Origin of the sequence: Curtobacterium sp. PhB170, assembly GCF_003752345.1 — a bacterium.
In the GTDB taxonomy this organism is placed as follows: Bacteria; Actinomycetota; Actinomycetes; order Actinomycetales; family Microbacteriaceae; genus Curtobacterium.
In genome coordinates this window covers 1-17,129 of the sequence record NZ_RJUM01000002.1, presented here as the reverse complement: position 1 = coordinate 17,129, position 17,129 = coordinate 1, and the positions used below count along the sequence as shown (strand labels likewise).

Sequence of the window (17,129 nt, the reverse complement as noted above, 5' to 3'; positions counted from 1 at the left end):
CCCGCCCGGTCGGATCAAGCGCGTACAGTGAGGGCCAAGCGGTCGTCGACTGCTGGAGCAGGGCACGACTGGCCACTTCGGATCATCGATTCAGGAGTGTGCCACATGGCCGCGAACCGTGAAGGTCGGTTGTTGCGTGCCATCGTCACGCTCGTCGGCAACGTCACCACCGCGCGGGATCACGAGGCCGGCATGCAGGTGCTCGTTGACGAGTCGGTGGCGTTGTTCGATGCCGATGCGGCCGGACTGCTGGTGTTCGATCCGTCGTCGCGATTGCGGATCGCGGCCTCGGCCGGTCACCACAGCGGCCTCCTCGAACTCCTGCAACTCGAGACCGGCGAGGGCCCTTGCATCGAAGCAGCACGCACGGGCACGGCCGTCTCGGTCCCCGACATCGAGCTGTCAGAGGCGAGATGGCCACACTTCGCTCGGGCCGCCGTGGACGTCGGGTACTCCGCGGTCCACTCGATCCCGCTGCGGGTACAAGGGTCGGTCATCGGGTCCCTCAACCTGTTCCGGTGCGCCGCCGGCCCGTTCGACCTCGACGACGTGGCAGCGGCACGGGCGTTGGCCGACATCGCGACGATCACCATCACCCGGCAGCGCACGCTCGACGATGCCGCCACCACGCAGGCGCAGCTCCAGGCCGCACTCGACAGCCGTGTGGCCGTCGAGCAGGCCAAGGGCTGGATCGCGAGCCGGAACCGAGTCGACGCCGACGCCGCGTTCGCCTTGCTCCGGGACCACGCTCGGGCCAACGGCCTCCCCCTCGCCGAAGTCGCGCTGGCCGTCACCGCCGGACGGATCACACTCGGCTCCCCGACACCGGACCGCTGAGCCGCCGTCCGGTACCGCTCTGTGCGGGAGATGATGGATCATGCACACCCTCGCCCTCCGCGTCCGAGAGTCGTTCTGGTTCCTTCCCGCCCTCCACGGGATCGCCGCGATGGTCGTTGCGGAGCTCCTGGTCACGCTGGACCACGCCCTGGTGCACAGCGCCACCCGGATCGGGTTCCTCGACGCCCTCAGTGCGAGCGGCGGGCGATCCATCCTGACCACGATCGGCACGTCGATGTTGACGGTGGCGGGCACGTCGTTCTCCATCACGATCTCCGTACTCGCCACCACCTCGTCGACGTACGGCCCCCGTCTGGTCCGCAACTTCATGGCGGACCGCGCCAACCAGTTCGTCCTCGCCGCGTTCACGTCGACGTTCCTCTACTCGATCGTCGTGCTCCGCTCCGTGCACACAGACGTCGACGACGGCACCGCGTTCGTGCCGGTCATCGCCGTCCACGTCGCGGTGCTCCTCGGCATCCTCGACGTCGCCGTCCTGGTCTTCTTCATCCACCACATCGCGTCGAGCGTGCAGATCACCGCGCTGCAGAAGCAGGTGCAGACCGACCTCGCCGCAGCGGTGGGCCAGGTCTTCCGCAACGGGGACGGCGACGGGATCACCGTCGGTCCGGTGCACGCGGGTGCGGCTCGCTGGGCAGACGTCACCGCAGTCGGTGACGGCTACGTGCAGTCCGTGCAGTGGGAGCGGCTGGTGGGCTGGGCAACGGGACACGACTGCGTGATCGAGGCCGTCGCGATGCCGGGTGACCACGTCATCGAGGGCGACGTCCTGCTCCGGGTCGGCGTTGCGATGGACGCGGAGATCGATCTCGACAGCGCCGGGCGCCGACTCCTGACGCTCGTGACCCTCGGTTCGTCACGGACCCCGTACCAGGACGTCGGCTTCGCACTGCAGCAGCTGGTCGAGATCGCCGTCCGCGGACTCGCCAGCGGCTCCAACGACCCCTACACCGCGGTCAGCGCACTCGACCTCGCCGCGACGCCACTCGTCCCCGTGTGGCGCGGTCGGTCGGCGATCACCGGGTACCTCGACGACGACGGTCGGGTCCGGGTCATCCCGCACTGGCCCACCGCGGAGACACTCGTCGACTCGGTGTTCGACGGCGTCAGGACGTACGGTGCCGACCAGCCGATCGTGGTCTCCGCCGCACTCCGCCTGGCCGAGCGGCTGGACGACCGCGCTCCCGAAGGTCGCCGGCGCCACCTCGAGTCGACCGTGCGCGCACTCCGCGCCGTGTGAGCGCGGTGCGCGGTGCGCGGTGTGACAGATGTCATGCCGGGATCGTGACGTCCGGCCGAGGCGTGCCACGCCGAGGTGCACGAGGGTGGGCTGCATGAACGACACACCGGTCATCCAGCTCCGCGACCTCCGCAAGCGCTTCGGCGCCGTGGCCGCGGTCGACGGCGTCGACCTGACGATCCGTCCGGGCGAGGTCGTCGCCCTCCTCGGCCCGAACGGCGCGGGCAAGACCACGACGGTCGACCTCGCGCTCGGGCTGTCCACGCCGACGACCGGCGAGGCCCTGCTCTTCGGCGAGGAGCCCCGCGCCGCGGTGGTCGCCGGCCGTGTCGGCGCGATGCTGCAGGGCGGCGCACTCCTGCCGGACATGACGGTCCGGGAGGCGGTCGCCCTCGTCGCCGCCGCGCACCGCCGGCCAATGCCGGTCGACGAGGCCCTCCGCCGTGCGCGCTGCACCGAGATCGCCGGACGCCGGGTGAACAAGCTGTCCGGCGGGCAGCTGCAGCGGGCCCGGTTCGCGGTCGCCGTGGTCTCGGACCCGGACCTGCTGGTCCTCGACGAACCGACCGCGGCGATGGACGTCGAGGCCCGGCACACGTTCTGGTCGTCGATGCGCGAGTTCACCGACGCGGGGCGCACGGTCGTCTTCGCGACCCACTACCTCGACGAGGCCGACACCTTCGCCGACCGCATCGTCATCATGCGCGCCGGCCGGGTCGTGGCCGACGGCACACCTGCCGAGATCAAGGCGATCACGGCCACGCGTGCGGTCCGGTTCTCCGGGTTGGGTGCCGACGCGCACGTCGCGCTGCGCGGTCTGCCGGGAGTGGTCTCCCTGGAGGCTCGGCGCGACTCCGTCACGCTCCGTTCCGACCGCAGCGACGACACCCTCAGGGCACTCCTCACCGCGTTCCCGCAGGCGCACGACATCCAGGTGGTCGCCTCGACCATGGACGACGCCTTCCTCGCGCTCACCGCCGACCCCGCCTCCGCCCCCACCGACACCGCTCCCGAAGGAGTCCTCACATGACCACCGTGACCGCGTCCGGCCGGCTGCCGATCCGCTACCTGTACCTCGAGACGAAGCGGCAGCTCCGCAACGTCCGCGCGATGGTGTTCACCTTCGCCGTCCCGGTGATCATGCTGCTCGTGTTCGGTTCGGCCTTCGGATCCCAGACCGACCCGACGACGCGTCTGCCGTACCTCGTCGTCACGACGCTGCAGATGGCCTCGTACGGCGCGATGACGGCCGCGCTCAGCCAGGCGTTCGCCATCGTCAACGAGCGGTCGATCGGCTGGAACCGGCAGCTCCGCGTGACGCCGTTGTCCGGGTGGGGGTTCATGGTGTCGAAGGTGATCGCCGCGATGGCCTTCGCCGCGGTGTCCATCGTCATCACGGTGCTCGTCGCGACCGTCGGCCTGCACGCCTCGCTCGACCCGCTGCACTGGTTCGCCGCCGGGTTCGGCATCTGGTGCGGAGTGATCCCGTTCGCGCTCATCGCGATCCTGATCGGGCAGTTCGCGAAGCCGTCCTTCGCGCAGCCGCTCTTCATGGTGGTGTTCATGGGCCTGGCGATCCTCGGCGGGCTGTGGGTCCCGCTGAGCGTGATGCCCGACTGGATGGGCACCGTCGCACATCTGCTGCCCTCCTACTGGCTCAACCGGATCGGACAGATGGGTGCCGGCGCGACCGGGTCCGCGGGCATGACCGAGCCGGCCATCGTCCTGGCGGGCTGGGCGATCGTCCTGGCCGCAGTGATCGTGTGGCGGTACCGACGCGACGCCGCACGACAGTGACCGACGGACCTACGCTGGCACCGATGTCCGAGGCGACCAGAACGGCCGAGGCGCGTGGCGCGGAGAACGCACCACACGCCTCCAGGCCGTCACCCCGTTCGTTCCCGTGGGCCGTCCCACCGGGCGCGAGCGACGACGACATCCGCGTCGGACGCCGCCGCTGGTACGCCGGCGCGGTCTTCGCGCTCCTCTGGCAGGTGCTCGAGATCATCGCCGTGTGGACCGACGGCCGGAGCCTGCGCGCACACGTCGTCTCCTCCATCGCCCTCGCCGTCGTCTACGCGGCGTACCTGTTCGCGCCGGAGCTGATGTGGCGGCGGAGCCTGCGCGGCCGGGTGCTCGTGCTCGCCGGAGTCGCACTGCTCGCCGGGCTCCTGCTCTTCGTGGTCGGACCCCTCGCGGTCTGGACCTGGCTGCTCGTCGCTGCGCTCTCCGGATTCGTCGCCGAGCGGTTCTGGGTGGCCGCGGTGGTGGTGCTCGGCATCGTCGGCGCACAGTTCCTCGTCGCGGCGAGCACGGGGTGGGACACCGCGGTGAACAGCGGCATCCTGTTCGCACCGGTCATCACCGTGTCCGTCGGGGCGTCGATGCTGTTCTTCGGCCGGCAACGCGAGGCGGAGCAACGGCTCGGGGCCGCGCAGGACGAGATCACCCGCCTCGCGGTCGTCGAGGAACGCGCGCGGTTCTCCCGCGACCTGCACGACGTGCTCGGCCACTCCCTGACCGTCGTCGCGATGAAGTCCGAGCTCGCCGTCCGGCTGGTGGACGTCGACCCGGCACGCGCGAAGACCGAGATGCAGGACGTCGAACGGCTCTCGCGCGAGGCGCTGCACGAGCTCCGGCGAGCGGTCAGCGGCTACCGCGAGGCCGACCTCGACGCCGAACTGGTCTCCGCCCGCGCCGCGCTGGCCGCTGCCTCGATCACGGCGGCGCTCCCCGAGGACGGTGACGCCGCCGGGGACGACGTTCGCAGCCTGTTCGCCTGGGTGCTCCGCGAGGGCATCACGAACGTCCTCCGGCACGCTGCCGCGAGTCGGGTCCGGGTGACGCTGACCCGGACGGCGCTGACCGTCGAGGACGACGGCACCGGGGTGCTCGCTCCACCGTCGACCGCGCCCGGGCTCGGTGGGAACGGCCTCCGCGGACTCCGGGAGCGCGCGGACGCCGTCGGGGCGGCCCTCACCACCGGCACGAGCGACCTCGGTGGGTTCCTGCTCCGAGTCGAGAGGAGTCCACGATGACCGATCCGATCCGGGTGCTCGTCGCCGACGACCAGGCGCTCGTCCGTGGCGCACTCGCCTCGCTGCTCTCGCTCGAACGGGACATCGAGGTCGTCGCCCAGGTCGCCCGCGGCGACGAGGTGCTCGACGCCGCGCGAACGTCAGGCGCCACCGTGGCCCTGCTCGACGTCGAGATGCCGGGCGCGGACGGCCTGACGGCGGCGGCGACGCTGGCCCGCGAGCTGCCGGCGTGCCGATCCCTCATCGTCACGACGTTCGGGCGCCCCGGGTACCTCCGGCGAGCGCTCGAGGCCGGGGCCGTCGGGTTCGTGGTGAAGGACACCCCGGCTGAACAGCTCGCCGACGCCGTCCGCCGGGTGGCCGGGGGCTTCCGCGTCGTCGACCCCGTGCTCGCCGCCGAGTCCCTCGCCGCGGGGCCGTCCCCGCTCAGCCCGCGGGAGACCGACGTGCTCATCGCCTTCCGGACGTCGCCGACCGTGGCCGGGGTCGCCGGCACACTGCACCTGTCCGAGGGCACCGTGCGGAACCACCTGTCGTCCGCCATCGGGAAGACCGCGGCGCGCAACGCGACCGAGGCGCTGCGGATCGCGGCGGACAACGGTTGGTTGCTCGGCGCGGGCTAGGCACGGAGGGATACCCCCTCGACCGAGGCGGCACCCGTGGACAAAACGTTCTGCTCCTGGCATGTTAACCACTGAACGTATGGATTTCAGGGTTCAGGATAGGAGCATGTGATGAACAGAATCGGTCAGCAGGCTCGGCGGATTGCTGCCGGCTTCGCCGCAGTGGCCGTCGGCGGGACGGTGTTCCTCGGCGCGATCCCTGCGTATCCCGCTCGAGCACGGCAGCCGCATCATCGCTGACTCTGGCCGGAAGTGGGGCAAGTCCGGCACTGAAGCAGTGACCGCGTGGAAGCCGTACCGGCCGAACCAGCCCGGCAGCGGTGTCGGCTCCGCGAAGACCTACTACGGCAAGTGACACATCGCAGCGGGTGCGAGCCAGTAGCTCGCGCCCGCTGCGGCGTGAGGAGAAGACGTGACGAAGCGACAGCTCACGGCGACAGCCGGCCTGCTCCTGCTGGCCATGCTCCTGACCGTGCTGATCGGAGTGTTCGACGCTCGTCGACGTGTCATCGCCGCGGAGGGCAACGATCTCCGCACCGGCCAGAGCGCCTGGGTGACCGCGACACTCGACGAACTCAGGCGCGCCCGGGGCGCGTTCGAACCGGGAACGAAGGTGTTCGTGGGCCTCGAGGATCGGGTCCGCGCCGTTGCGATCCTGTCGGGACGGTGGACAGACGTTCCACTGCACGACGGGCACGCGCTGACCGGGCGTCCCGGCGAGGCTCTCGTCGGCGCTGACGTCGCCGTCCGCGGCGACGACCTCGTCATCGACGGCACGACGTACACCGTGGTGGGTCGTCTCGGCGTCAGGACGGACAGTCTGCTGTCCGATGACGTGGTCCTCGCCGATCCGTCGCAGTTCTCGGCGTCACCACAGCGGCTGCTCCTGGACGGCCCGAGCAGTGTCCGCCACTACAACGCACAGTTCCCCGGCCGGAGCGTCGAGATCATCGACGACGGCACCAACCGCAGGACGAACGTCGACGCTGTGTCGCCGGTTCTGGTCACGCTCGGCGCGCTCGTCGTCACCCTCATCGCCGTGGTCGCTGGCCTGCAGGCTGGACGATGGGAACTCCGCACCGCCGCCGTCCACTTCACCACTGGGATCCGACCGCTGACGACCCTGTGCAGCGCGACCACCAGAATCAGCGTTGTCAGCGCCGCCGCCTGTGCAACCGCATTCGTGGGCGCGGCAGCCGCGCGGCACACGACCTTCCTCGACCTCGACGTCGCCGTCGCCGTCGTCGCGGTCGGAACGCTCACGCTCGCCGTCTCCGTCGTCTCCTTCTGGCAGGGAAGCCGGCGATGGAACTGCTGAACGACCTCCGGTCCAACTGGACGATCCTCATCGCCAAGATCGTCCTGCTCGTGCTGCTCGCACTCTGCTGGTACAACGTGGCGTCGTTCACCCAGTCCACGTCGCAGGCCGTGGCCCAGGGCTTGTCCGCTGATGCCGACGTCGACCTCTACACGGTGATCGACGATCTCGACCCGGACGCGTTCGAAGCGATCCGACGAGACCAGCACGCGCTCGATGGAGTCGCCTCGTTCGTCGACCGCATCGACGACGAGCCCGGGTTCGACTTCATCTCCTCGTACGACCAACCCGTCACCGTCCAGGACTTCCGCGGCGACGACCGCTTCGACGTTGGTTACGGCACCGAGTACACGCTCAACGGGAAGTACCAGGACGAGTCCGGACGGAGCGTGCAGGACATCAAGTCCATCCAGCTCAACGAGACCGCGTACGAGTTCGCGGGACTCTCCGTGCAGGACGGCGAGCCGATCGAGTGGGCCACCGTCGATTGGGGTTCCGGCCGGATCCCGGTCCTACTCGGCAACGAGTACCGCGGCGTGTACGAACTCGGACAACACCTCACCGGAGCGGTCATCCTGCAGGAGCAGGAACTCGAAGTCGTCGGTTTCCTCGAACCGGACAGCGTCATGTACTTCCGCGGTGAGGCCAACCACTACCTCGATGACACGGTCATCGTCCCCTACCCTCCGGCACTCGCCGGACTCGACCGAGCGGCACTCGACCGGTTGGATCCCGAGCTGTTCGGACGCCTGGTGTTCCAGGTACTCAACGCCGACCTCGCCGTCGATCGCGGCCTCGATTTCGGTGGAGTGGTCGCACGACTCGACGAGATCGGAGACGACACCGGCTTCAGGTCGTACACGTTGCTCGGAGTACCGACCTACCTCGTGCAGCTCTCCCTCGTCCGCCAGCTCATCCAGGACAACCTGGTGCTCGTCACCGCGCTGCTCGTCTCGCTCACCGCGGGAGTGGGCATCATCACGGCGTTCCTCAACCGACTTCTCCATCACCGTCGAGCGCCAGTCGCGCGGGTGCACCATCTCCTCGGAAAGAGTCCGAACCACACGAACCGACTGTTCCGCGCAAGCCGCCTCACCGAGTACGCCGCCGCGTTCGGGCTGTTCCTCGCGACCAGCGCGGTGCTCCCCAACGACAGCGCGACGGCTCGATTCGGCGCCGGCACCATCCTCCTGCTCTGGTGCGTGGTGGACGGCGCGGTCAGCCGAGGAGCCGTCCGCATCGAACTGACCACCCAACGCCGAAGAGGTACCCCACGATGATCGCGCTGCGCGACGTCTCGAAGACGATCACCGAGCCCGACGGATCGACCCGAACACTGTTCGACCGACTCGATTTCGACCTTCGCGACGACGATCGGTCAGTAGCCATCACCGGGCGGAGCGGATCCGGCAAGAGCACGCTGCTCCGGATCCTCGCCGGCCTCGACACCGACTTCGGCGGGACCTACGAGCACGACGGGCACGTGCTCGAGCGGACCGCACGCAGGATCACAACCTGCTCGGCGACCGCAGCGTGCTCGACAACGTCCGGCTCGGCGTTCCTGCTCGTGCCGGCTCGGCCGCCCGAGCACATGACGCCCTCGAGGCGGTCGGCATCAGTCACCTTGCCGTCAAGCGCCAACGGCGACTCTCGGGAGGAGAAGCGCAGCGCGTCGCGATCGCTCGAGCCATCGCAAAGCGCCCAGCCGTCGTCCTCGCCGACGAGCCCACCGGCGCACTGGACGAGACGACCGAAGACGACGTGCTCGCCCTCTTCGACCGGCTGCAGCAAGCGGGAACCAAGTTCGTGATCGTCACCCACAGTGAGCGCGTCGCACAGCGATGCGGACGGCAACTCCAGCTCCAACACGAGCAGCTCCTCGCGCGCGGCACGTGACGGACGGGAGGTGGGCCCCACCAGCCGGTACCGGCGCACCGCGCCAGCGGGGCGACGGCCGTGCCTGGAGGGACGGTGCCAGCTGGCATCGGGCCTCCCGTCCGTCAGTGGTTGCGCTCCAGATCCCCGATCACGCGTGCGCAGTACGGTCGCGGCTGAAGAACTCGGCGAACATCTCCCGTTTCGCCGCGTGCGAATCGAGGTCGAGCTCGAGGCCCTCCATGTTGAGGTCGGTCCCGAACAGTCGCAGGATTCCCGGGCCATTCGGCTCCGCGGTCTCGAGGGACACCGAGAACAGCGTCGGCGACGTCTCGCCAGCAGCAATCCGCCGAGCTTCTGCGAACGCCGCGCGGTACGTCGCGTCGGTGACGCGGATCACACTGACCGACCAACTCGTGGCGTCCCAGTCGGGCGCGACCATCTCACCGCTCGGCGCATGGAAGAAGTGCACGACGAACGTGTCGCGCTCGCCTTCGGCGCCGTAGTGCCGCTCGTCCACTTCTTCGATCTGCACGAACTCATTCTGGCTACGAACCGAGCATGCGCAAGAGGACCAGCTCACGGGAGCCGACCAGGGCGCTACGCTCGGCTCGGCTTCGGTTCGCGGAATTCGCTCGCGGAGAAGCGTCGATCGAGAGAATCGAATGAAGGCACGCCTCGCAAGAACACCCTGGAGAGAGCACGCTGGTCGAGCCGACCTGGTCATCATCTGGGCTCTCATCGTTGTCGGGATCATCGCCGTGGTCATCTCAGCCGGCTACGTGTTCAACGAGAACCTGTACGCCTACGGGCTCTGCTCAACACCTCCACGCACGGGGTGCTCGGACGCACCCTGGTTCAGCAGCACGAGCCTTTCGTTCTTCGGAGGCATTGCCGCGGTGGGCGTCGGCGCTTTCCTGGGCCTCCGCCGGTACGGCAATGGCCGTCTCGGCATGTGGTTCCCGCTCGCTGCACTCGGAGTGGTGGCTGCGTTGACGGGATTGTCGATTGCCATCCTCGAGATCGCGACCCCGTTGTAGTCCTGCTCGCACCGAGTCGGATCGGCGTCCTGGCGAATGGCGAAACGGAGCAATCACGGCGGTCGACGCTCGTTGGTCCTCCGCAGCAGCTCAGCGTCACTAGGCTTCTCCGAATGTCTTCCAACCCGTTCGGCGAAGTCCCCGTCCTGCCGGTTGCCGTTCCCTTCGGTGTCGTCGTGTTCGTCGTCCAGCTGGCGCTCCTGCTCAGGGGACGGCGCTTCACGTGGCCGCGTGTTGCCGTCGCCGCCGCGATCGCCGTCTATGCCGCGGGGATCCTCGCGAACACGGTCTTCCCGATCTTCCTTCACCCGACCTCGCGCGACGAGCCGTGGGCACCGGCGCTGGCGCTGATCCCGTTCCACGACTACGAGCTCGCGGACGCGCTCACCAACGTGGCGGTGTTCGTGCCTCTGGGCGTCCTCCTGCAGCTCCTCATGCGGCGTCCGCGGTGGTGGAAGGCGCTGCTCACCTCCGCGGCCGTCAGCCTGACGATCGAGCTCCTGCAACTCGCCGCGCAGAAGCTGTTCTCCGGTGGTCACGTCGCTGACGTCAACGACTTCATCTGGAACACCCTCGGTGGAGTCATCGGCTACGCGATCATCGTGTTGCTGACACGTGTCCCGATCGTCGCCGCGCTCGTGAACCGGTTCCGCTGACGCTTGACCGCCGGGGCAGCACGCACCGCTTGAGCTGCGGAGCGCCGTGCACTTGCGGATCCCTGTCGGACAAGGTCGTGCCCCACGTCATCCTTCGCGATGATCTTCGTGGGCATCCCAGCGAGCACTGCGAGCGATGGCTTCGTCCGCCCGGCGATTGGCCCCTGCCCGTTGCGCAAGGCCCATCACCGTGGCGCACACTGCAGCACCAGCAGCGAAGAGGCATCCCTCGAGAATGCGGCCCACGTCTCCGTGGGCAGAAGCGATGAGGGCGATCGCGACCCCGGCGAGTCCGAGGAACGGAAGCCCCAGGATCGCGGAGAGTCCTACCAACCACTTCACGCCTCGATGGTACGTCCGCGAGCGGGAGCCGGGCGGCCCACGGTTGGTCGAAGGACGTGGGTCTCGGGAGCCGATCCCGTTGCGAGACGAGTCGGATTCGGGAAGTCGGCGGATCCTCGCGCCATGAACGCTCTACTCATCGGGTACGCCCGCGTCTCAACCTACGAACAGGACCTCACCGCCCAGCGCGTCGCGCTGGAACGGCTTGGAGTCCTCCCGCCCAACATCCACACCGATCATGGCCTGACTGGCACGAACAGATCACGACCAGGGCTGCGCGAAGCGCTTGCCTCCTGTCGTGACGGGGACACACTCGTCATCGCCAAGCTCGACCGGCTCGCACGAAGCCTCCGCGACGCGAAGGACATCGTCGACGAACTCACCGCCAAGAACGTCAAGCTCAACATCGGCGGCTCCGTCCACGACCCGAACGACCCCGTCGGCCGGCTGCTGTTCAACGTCCTCGCGATGGTGGCCGAGTTCGAGTCCGACCTCATCCGCGCCCGAACGCGCGAAGGAATGCAGATCGCGAAAGCGAAAGGCCACCTCCGCGGCCGGCAACCCAAACTCAGCCCCGCGCAACAACGCCACCTCCTCGAGGTCCACGAAGCTGGCACGCACTCGGTCGCCGAACTCGCCGAGCTGTTCGGCATCGGACGCGCAACCGTCTACCGCTGCGTCAACCGACAAGCACACCCCACCCGCTAAATCCTCAGCTCCGCTCTCAGACGTAGGCGTCCGAGAGCGGAGCCTCACCCGGGACCAGAACCATCGAGGGTCCCGGCCTGGCGGCTTCGAGCAAGCACGTCCGTGGAACGACCGGCTACCGGACCAGCTCGTGTTCGTAGAGGCTGGACGCGAGCTGCCGCCCGCCCTCGAGGGCTGTCACCGTCACGTCGCGAACGTGCCGGAACCCTTGCTGTTCGTAGAAGCGCCGCAAGCCCGGGTTGTCCGTCGCACAGTCGAGCCGTACGAGGGCCGCCCCGCGCTCGGTAGCTCTGTGTTCTGCCCACACCAGCAGTCGTTGTCCGAGCCGGCTGCCACGATGAGTCTGCGCAACGGCCAGTCGGTGCACGTACACAGCGGAGCTGCTCTCCATGCCCCACGTCTCGAAGTCCGAGTCGGACACGGTGACCATGGCCACGATCACCTGGTGCTGACGCACGACGAAGAGATTCCCCTGCTCGGCGTCGCGGAGTAGAACAGCATCCGGCACGGGGTCTTGCCACTGGTCTATCCCACGCGAGCGCAGCCACTGCCTCGCACCGTCGATGAGCGCTTGAGCTGCAGGAATGTCCGCGGCGCTGGCCGCTTCGACCACCAGCACGTCTTGATCCATAGGACGACGCTACGGGGTGATTCAAGCGGATACCAACGGAAGCGCCGTCGCCGACCGCCCGACAGCCGATCCTTTGTCGGAACGCCGAGCACTCAGCTTTGGCGGTCATTCGGTACGGTCAGGGACGTGGGTGTCCTCTTCCTTGCGGTTGGTGCGGTGATCTGCATCGCCTGGGGCTGTGCCCTCATGCTTTTCCCGGGCCCGATCACACGCTCTGCGCGGAAGGTCGAAGGAGAGTTCTGGGGACGCCAGATCACTCCGGAGCTGACGCGGTTCATCGGATGCGGATTCTTCCTCGGAAGCCTCATCGCAGCAGTGACGCTGGTCGTCGGACTCCTCAGACACTGACTCGTCAGGTGCCCGCTCGAGGATCGGTCACCGAACAAGCAAACCTGGTGCTCAGGGAGCTTGGAAGCCGGCCGCCTGGAGCACCTTCTGTCCAGCGTCGGAGCGGACGTAGTCGCTGAACTCCGCGGCGAGGTCGGGGTTCTTGCTCTCCTTCAGCACTGCGATCGGGTACGTGTTGACGGCGGACGAGGCGTCCTTGAACGTCACACCGTCGACCTTGCCGGCAGCGCCCTTGACGTCGGTGACGTAGACCAGGCCCGCGTCGGCCTGCCCGGAGCTGACCTTCCCGAGCACGTCGGTGACGGACTGTTCCTCGCTGACAGGCTTCAACGTGATGCCGGTGGCCTGCTCTACCTTCTCCGTCGCTGCGCCACAGGGGACGGGGCTGGCGCACGTGACGACCTGCACGCCGGCGTTGGTGAGGTCCTTGAAGTCGGTGATCTTCTTCGGGTTGCCAGGTGCGACCGCGATTTCGAGCGTGTTCTTGGCGAAGTCCTCCGGTGTGCCCTGGAGGTCGCTGGTGGCGAGCTTGTCCATGTTCTTCGTGTCCGCGGACGCGAAGACGTCGGCCGGTGCGCCGTTCTGGATCTGCGTCACGAGGTCGCTGGAGCCGGCGAAGGAGAACTCGATCGTTGCGCCCGGGTGCGCGGCCTCGTACTGCTTCCCCAGCGCGGTGAACGTCTGCTGCAACGACGCGGCCGCGAACACCGTGATCGAGCCCGTCGCGGGCGTCGACGATGCAGAGGGCGATGACGAGCTGGCCGTCGTGCTGCCGGTGGAGCACGAGGTGAGCAGCAGCGACGCCGCGGCAACCGCGGTCAGGAGGGTCGGCAGGCGGGTGGCGCGGTGCGGCATGACGGGGTTCCGTTCGACAGGTTGCGCCGCAAATGCGGCGATGTTTTGCCATTCAACACGAAGATGCGGTTGCCCCGGTGGTCATGGGTTGGCGTGATCTGTACGGCCGTCGTCCTGATTACCGCTGGCGGCGTCCTTGGGCTCGGCGGTTGGCTGATGTCATGACAGATGAGCGTTCAGTGACGAGCGGGTCCGATGGCAGTGCCGGCGATGCGAACTACGGCGTGATCGGGGCCGGGTACGGGCAGTACCGGCGTCCGGAGCCCGCGTTCACCGCGGCGATCCGGGCTGCGCTCGGCAATGCTCGAACGCTCGTGAACGTCGGTGCTGGTGCGGGCTCCTACGAACCGACCGACCTCGACGTGACCGCTGTAGAGCCGAGCGCCACGATGCGTGCGCAACGCCCCGCAGGGTCGGTGCCCGCGGTCGATGCGACCGCGGAGGACCTTCCGTTCGGTGATGACAGCTTCGACGCGGCCCTGGCGTCGTTCACCGTCCATCAGTGGCGGGACCTGCCGGCTGGGCTCCACGAGGTTCGCCGGGTGACCCGCGGGCCTGTCGTGATCCTCACCTGCGACCCGTCCGCGCTCACCCGGTCGTGGATCAACGACTACGCACTCGAGGTCATCGCCACGGAAGCCAGCCGATACCCGTCGATCGACAACCTCCGAGCAGGACTCGGCGGAACCGTTACCGTGGCGTCCGTACCGATCCCACTCGAATGCGTCGACGGATTCAGTGAGGCGTACTACGGCCGTCCCGAAGCGCTCCTCGACCCCGGCGCCAGGCGCGCGAACTCCGCCTGGAGCTTCGTCGGTCCGGACGTCGAGGCACGCTTCGAGCGCGCGCTGCGGGCCGACCTCGACACGGTCGCGTGGGACGCCCAGCACGGACACCTGCGCGCCCAGCCGACGTTCGACGGGTCGCTGCGCCTCGTGGTGGGCCACCCGTGAAGACAGAAACGGTACAGCGGCAGGGGAAGGCGCTGTGGCTGGTCGCTGCGTGGTTCTGGGCGTTGCAGTTCGCGGTGCTGAACCCGCTGCTCGCAGTGCTCCTCGTGACGCTCTACGCCGCGACGCCGGCCGAGGTCGGTTGGGTCCTGGGGCTCTACAACGTCGGCGGGTTCGTCGCATCCCTGGTCATCCCGACTCTCGCGGACCGGAGCCGGAACTACCTTCGGCCGCTGGTGTTCTGCGCGCTCGGCGGGGTCGCTCTCGTCACGGTCCTCGCCGTCACAACGTCGCTCCCGGTCGTCGTACTCGCGCTGGTCATCCTCGGAGGGCCGCCCGGCGTCGGCTCCACGCTGCTGTTCGCGCAGCTCCGCCATGAAGGCGCACCACCGGCGCAGGTCATCCGGACCCGTGCGATCGTGTCTTTCGCCTGGGTCATCGGCCCTCCCGTGGCCACCCTCGTCACCGGGGCAGCCGGCTCCCCGGCAGCGCTGGCACTCCTCGCAGTCATCGGCCTGGTCAACGTCGTCACCGCGCTCCTGCTCCTCCGCCGACGCGGGACAACTCGCACCGATGACACCACACCTCGGCCACGGCTGCTGGTGCAGCTCCGCGGGTGGAACCGGTGGGGTGTCGTCGGCGCGTTCACGCTCCTGCAGGCGACGAACATCGCCACCGTCACTATCTCGACCCTGTTCGTCACCCGCGACCTCCAGGCTCCGATCATCTGGGCTGGCATCACGCTCGGCGCTGCCGCCCTCCTCGAGATCCCCGCACTGCTGCTCATCGGCCGACTCCAGGAACACCGCTCCGTCCGGCTCCTCCTCGCTGGCGGGTGGGTATGCGGTGTCGCGTACTACGGCCTCGTCGCGCTGGCCCATGAGCCGTGGCAGCTCCTCGTCCTGCAACCGCTGAACGCCTGGTTCTTCGCGACCGTCGCCGGCCTCGGTCTGACCGTGTTCCAGGACGTGTTCCCGAGCCCCGGACTCGCATCGGGGCTCTTCACCAACACCCGCCGCGCCGGAGCCGTCCTCGCCGGCCTGCTCATCGCCGCCCTCGGCGCGTTTCCCGACCCGTACCGGGCCGTGTACATCGCCGCGGCAATCATCGCGCTCACCGTGCTTGCCACCGCCGCTGCGGTCACCACCCGTGCACGCGCCGCAGCGCGCTAGGTTCGGGGGCGTGAGCACCGACCGCGACCACCGAGTGGCGGTCCTAGTCCTCGACGGAGCGAAAGCGCTCGACGTCGGCATCGCCGCACACGTGTTCGCGAAGCGGCCGAGCATGCCCTACGAGGTCCGCGTCTGCGCCGAACAGGTCGGCACCGTGGACGGGTGGAACGGCCTCGCCTACGCCGTCAGCCACGACCTCGACACCCTCACCTGGGCCGACACCATCCTCGTCCCCGGCTACCGGAATCCCGCCGAGGTCACCACACCGCCAGCTGTCATCGCAGCGCTCCGCGCAGCGCACGAACGCGGTGCCCGGATCGCAGCGATCTCGACAGGCGCGTTCACCCTCGCCGCCGCCGGCCTCCTCGACGGGCAAGCCGCGACGACGCATTGGCACTACACGGACGTGCTCCGCGACCAATACCCGGACGTCGACGTCGACGAGCACGTGCTGTTCGTCGACGCCGGCAACGTTCTCACCAGCGCCGGCGCCGCCAGCGGCATCGACCTCTGCCTCCACCTCATCCGCCGTGACCACGGCGTCGCCCTCGCCAACCACGTCGCCAGGCGTCTCGTCAGCGCGCCCTACCGAAGCGGTGGTCAGGCCCAGTACGTGCCGCGCACCATCCCCGAGCCGCACGGCGACGCCTTCGCCGCCACCCGAGCCTGGACGCTCGACCACCTCGACAATGACCTGTCCCTCGCGGTGCTTGCTCGCCAAGCGACCGTGTCCGCGCGAACGTTCTCCCGGCGATTCACGGCCGACACCGGCCTTACCCCGATGCAGTGGGTTCTTCGCGCCAGGATCGACCGGGCCCGGGAACTCCTCGAACGCACCGACTTGTCGATGACCCAGATCGCCGAAGCGACCGGGCTCCGCTCCGACGCGAACCTCCGACGCCACTTCGGCAGCATCATCGGCACCTCCCCCACCGCCTATCGAACCGCGTTCCAGGAGTGACAAGCCCATCTCGATAGGCGATCGTCTAGCGGACGTCGGTGTCCTCTGGCGCATCTCTGCGACGGCGGATAGCTCGGAGAACCGCTCTCCAGCTGGCGAGGTACACCACGAGGCCGATTGCTATGGCGATCGTTTGCGGGGCGCCGACGAGCACGAGTACCACCGCTGCGAGGAGCGCTGCCAGAAGAGCGCCGACGAGAAGTAGGGTCTGGAAGTTGCGCAGCCGCCGCTCGGCTCTGGTCGCTCGCATGTTTCGATTTTAACGAAAGCGTCCGTCAGCCGATCCTCAATCGAGACGGACTCCGACAAAATACACGACCCTCGAACAGGTTACATTTCCCACAACAAATATTACGATGCGGTAACGGGGTACGAGGTTCCAATCTCCTCGTCGGAGGGCGCCGAATAGCTTGCACAGACCGGGAAACACCCGGAGCGCTCACCAGCCGCACATTGCTGGTTCTCCACCCTGCACCAGGGTGTGTTCGGCGCGCACACAGCAGCCGCGCCGAGC

At 68.5% G+C, this 17,129-nt stretch carries 21 protein-coding genes and 1 pseudogene; 17 read left to right on the top strand and 5 right to left on the bottom strand.

The features are described from left to right. The first annotated feature begins 105 nt into the window (after positions 1–105). From EDF40_RS00330 to EDF40_RS19425, 10 genes and pseudogenes are all read left to right on the top strand, one after another. On the top strand, positions 106–837 hold the full coding sequence (locus EDF40_RS00330) for a GAF and ANTAR domain-containing protein (protein WP_123338443.1): 732 nt from the start codon (positions 106–108) through the stop codon (positions 835–837). Positions 838–877: 40 nt separating this feature from the next. Beyond that, positions 878–2,098, top strand: coding sequence for a DUF2254 domain-containing protein (locus EDF40_RS00325; protein WP_123338444.1), 1,221 nt, complete (start codon positions 878–880; stop codon positions 2,096–2,098). Between the two features lie 94 nt (positions 2,099–2,192). Then, positions 2,193–3,128 carry an ABC transporter ATP-binding protein gene (locus EDF40_RS00320; RefSeq protein WP_123338445.1) on the top strand — a complete coding sequence of 312 codons (936 nt, stop codon included), beginning with the start codon at positions 2,193–2,195 and terminating at the stop codon, positions 3,126–3,128. Beyond that, complete coding sequence (locus tag EDF40_RS00315) at positions 3,125–3,895, top strand: ABC transporter permease (protein ID WP_185002588.1); 771 nt, start codon at positions 3,125–3,127, stop codon at positions 3,893–3,895. Before EDF40_RS00320 ends, EDF40_RS00315 begins: the two co-directional genes overlap by 4 nt. 23 nt (positions 3,896–3,918) lie before the next feature. Continuing rightward, entirely contained in the window at positions 3,919–5,136 is a 1,218-nt protein-coding gene (locus tag EDF40_RS00310) for a sensor histidine kinase (RefSeq protein WP_123338446.1), read from the top strand. Next, entirely contained in the window at positions 5,133–5,759 is a 627-nt protein-coding gene (locus tag EDF40_RS00305) for a response regulator transcription factor (RefSeq protein WP_123338447.1), read from the top strand. The genes EDF40_RS00310 and EDF40_RS00305 overlap by 4 nt, the downstream gene beginning before the upstream one ends. Positions 5,760–5,901: 142 nt before the next feature. After that, positions 5,902–6,114: a hypothetical protein gene (locus EDF40_RS18780; protein ID WP_131881801.1), complete on the top strand. Its 213-nt coding sequence runs from the start codon at positions 5,902–5,904 to the stop codon at positions 6,112–6,114. Positions 6,115–6,171: 57 nt separating this feature from the next. Beyond that, positions 6,172–7,077, top strand: coding sequence for a hypothetical protein (locus EDF40_RS00300; RefSeq protein ID WP_123338448.1), 906 nt, complete (start codon positions 6,172–6,174; stop codon positions 7,075–7,077). Further along, positions 7,065–8,357, top strand: a complete 1,293-nt coding sequence (locus tag EDF40_RS00295) for a hypothetical protein (protein ID WP_123338449.1) — start codon at positions 7,065–7,067, stop codon at positions 8,355–8,357. Before EDF40_RS00300 ends, EDF40_RS00295 begins: the two co-directional genes overlap by 13 nt. After that, positions 8,354–8,973: pseudogene (locus EDF40_RS19425) on the top strand (ABC transporter ATP-binding protein). Before EDF40_RS00295 ends, EDF40_RS19425 begins: the two are co-directional and overlap by 4 nt. A 130-nt stretch (positions 8,974–9,103) precedes the next feature. Here the strand turns inward: EDF40_RS19425 and EDF40_RS00285 are convergent. Beyond that, complete coding sequence (locus EDF40_RS00285; RefSeq protein WP_159572015.1) at positions 9,104–9,535, bottom strand: hypothetical protein; 432 nt, start codon at positions 9,533–9,535, stop codon at positions 9,104–9,106. Positions 9,536–9,617: 82 nt separating this feature from the next. Here EDF40_RS00285 and EDF40_RS19020 point away from each other — a divergent pair, with 82 nt between their 5' ends. Next, on the top strand, positions 9,618–9,992 hold the full coding sequence (locus tag EDF40_RS19020; protein ID WP_159572012.1) for a hypothetical protein: 375 nt from the start codon (positions 9,618–9,620) through the stop codon (positions 9,990–9,992). A gap of 113 nt (positions 9,993–10,105) precedes the next feature. Then, on the top strand, positions 10,106–10,648 hold the full coding sequence (locus tag EDF40_RS19015; RefSeq protein ID WP_159572007.1) for a VanZ family protein: 543 nt from the start codon (positions 10,106–10,108) through the stop codon (positions 10,646–10,648). A gap of 87 nt (positions 10,649–10,735) precedes the next feature. Here EDF40_RS19015 and EDF40_RS18775 read toward each other — a convergent pair whose 3' ends face one another. After that, positions 10,736–10,990 carry a hypothetical protein gene (locus EDF40_RS18775; protein WP_148053760.1) on the bottom strand — a complete coding sequence of 85 codons (255 nt, stop codon included), beginning with the start codon at positions 10,988–10,990 and terminating at the stop codon, positions 10,736–10,738. Between the two features lie 123 nt (positions 10,991–11,113). Between EDF40_RS18775 and EDF40_RS00275 the strand changes: the two genes are divergently transcribed. Next, positions 11,114–11,698: a recombinase family protein gene (locus EDF40_RS00275; protein WP_123338453.1), complete on the top strand. Its 585-nt coding sequence runs from the start codon at positions 11,114–11,116 to the stop codon at positions 11,696–11,698. A 115-nt stretch (positions 11,699–11,813) separates the two neighbouring features. On the opposite strand, the gene EDF40_RS00270 is transcribed toward EDF40_RS00275, so the two are convergent. Continuing rightward, a complete protein-coding gene (locus EDF40_RS00270; RefSeq protein ID WP_235035865.1) occupies positions 11,814–12,329 on the bottom strand; it encodes a GNAT family N-acetyltransferase in 516 nt (171 codons plus the stop codon). Between the two features lie 126 nt (positions 12,330–12,455). Between EDF40_RS00270 and EDF40_RS00265 the strand changes: the two genes are divergently transcribed. Then, positions 12,456–12,677, top strand: a complete 222-nt coding sequence (locus EDF40_RS00265; RefSeq protein WP_123338455.1) for a hypothetical protein — start codon at positions 12,456–12,458, stop codon at positions 12,675–12,677. Between the two features lie 51 nt (positions 12,678–12,728). Here the strand turns inward: EDF40_RS00265 and modA are convergent, their stop codons facing one another. After that, positions 12,729–13,532 (bottom strand): molybdate ABC transporter substrate-binding protein, encoded by an 804-nt coding sequence (modA, locus tag EDF40_RS00260; RefSeq protein WP_123338456.1) that lies wholly within the window; start codon positions 13,530–13,532, stop codon positions 12,729–12,731. A gap of 161 nt (positions 13,533–13,693) precedes the next feature. On the opposite strand from modA, the gene EDF40_RS00255 reads away from it, so the two are divergent. Genes EDF40_RS00255 through EDF40_RS00245 form a run of 3 tightly spaced genes read left to right on the top strand, consistent with a single transcriptional unit; the run spans position 13,694 to position 16,615 of the window. After that, positions 13,694–14,485: a class I SAM-dependent methyltransferase gene (locus EDF40_RS00255; RefSeq protein WP_123338457.1), complete on the top strand. Its 792-nt coding sequence runs from the start codon at positions 13,694–13,696 to the stop codon at positions 14,483–14,485. Next, the gene (locus tag EDF40_RS00250) at positions 14,482–15,654 is read left to right on the top strand and encodes an MFS transporter (protein WP_185002574.1); all 1,173 of its coding nucleotides are present in this window, start codon (positions 14,482–14,484) and stop codon (positions 15,652–15,654) included. The genes EDF40_RS00255 and EDF40_RS00250 overlap by 4 nt, the downstream gene beginning before the upstream one ends. Before the next feature lie 10 nt (positions 15,655–15,664). After that, positions 15,665–16,615, top strand: coding sequence for a GlxA family transcriptional regulator (locus tag EDF40_RS00245; RefSeq protein ID WP_123338459.1), 951 nt, complete (start codon positions 15,665–15,667; stop codon positions 16,613–16,615). A 25-nt stretch (positions 16,616–16,640) separates the two neighbouring features. Here the strand turns inward: EDF40_RS00245 and EDF40_RS00240 are convergent, their stop codons facing one another. Next, a complete protein-coding gene (locus tag EDF40_RS00240) occupies positions 16,641–16,865 on the bottom strand; it encodes a hypothetical protein (RefSeq protein ID WP_123338460.1) in 225 nt (74 codons plus the stop codon). Positions 16,866–17,129 lie beyond the last annotated feature (264 nt).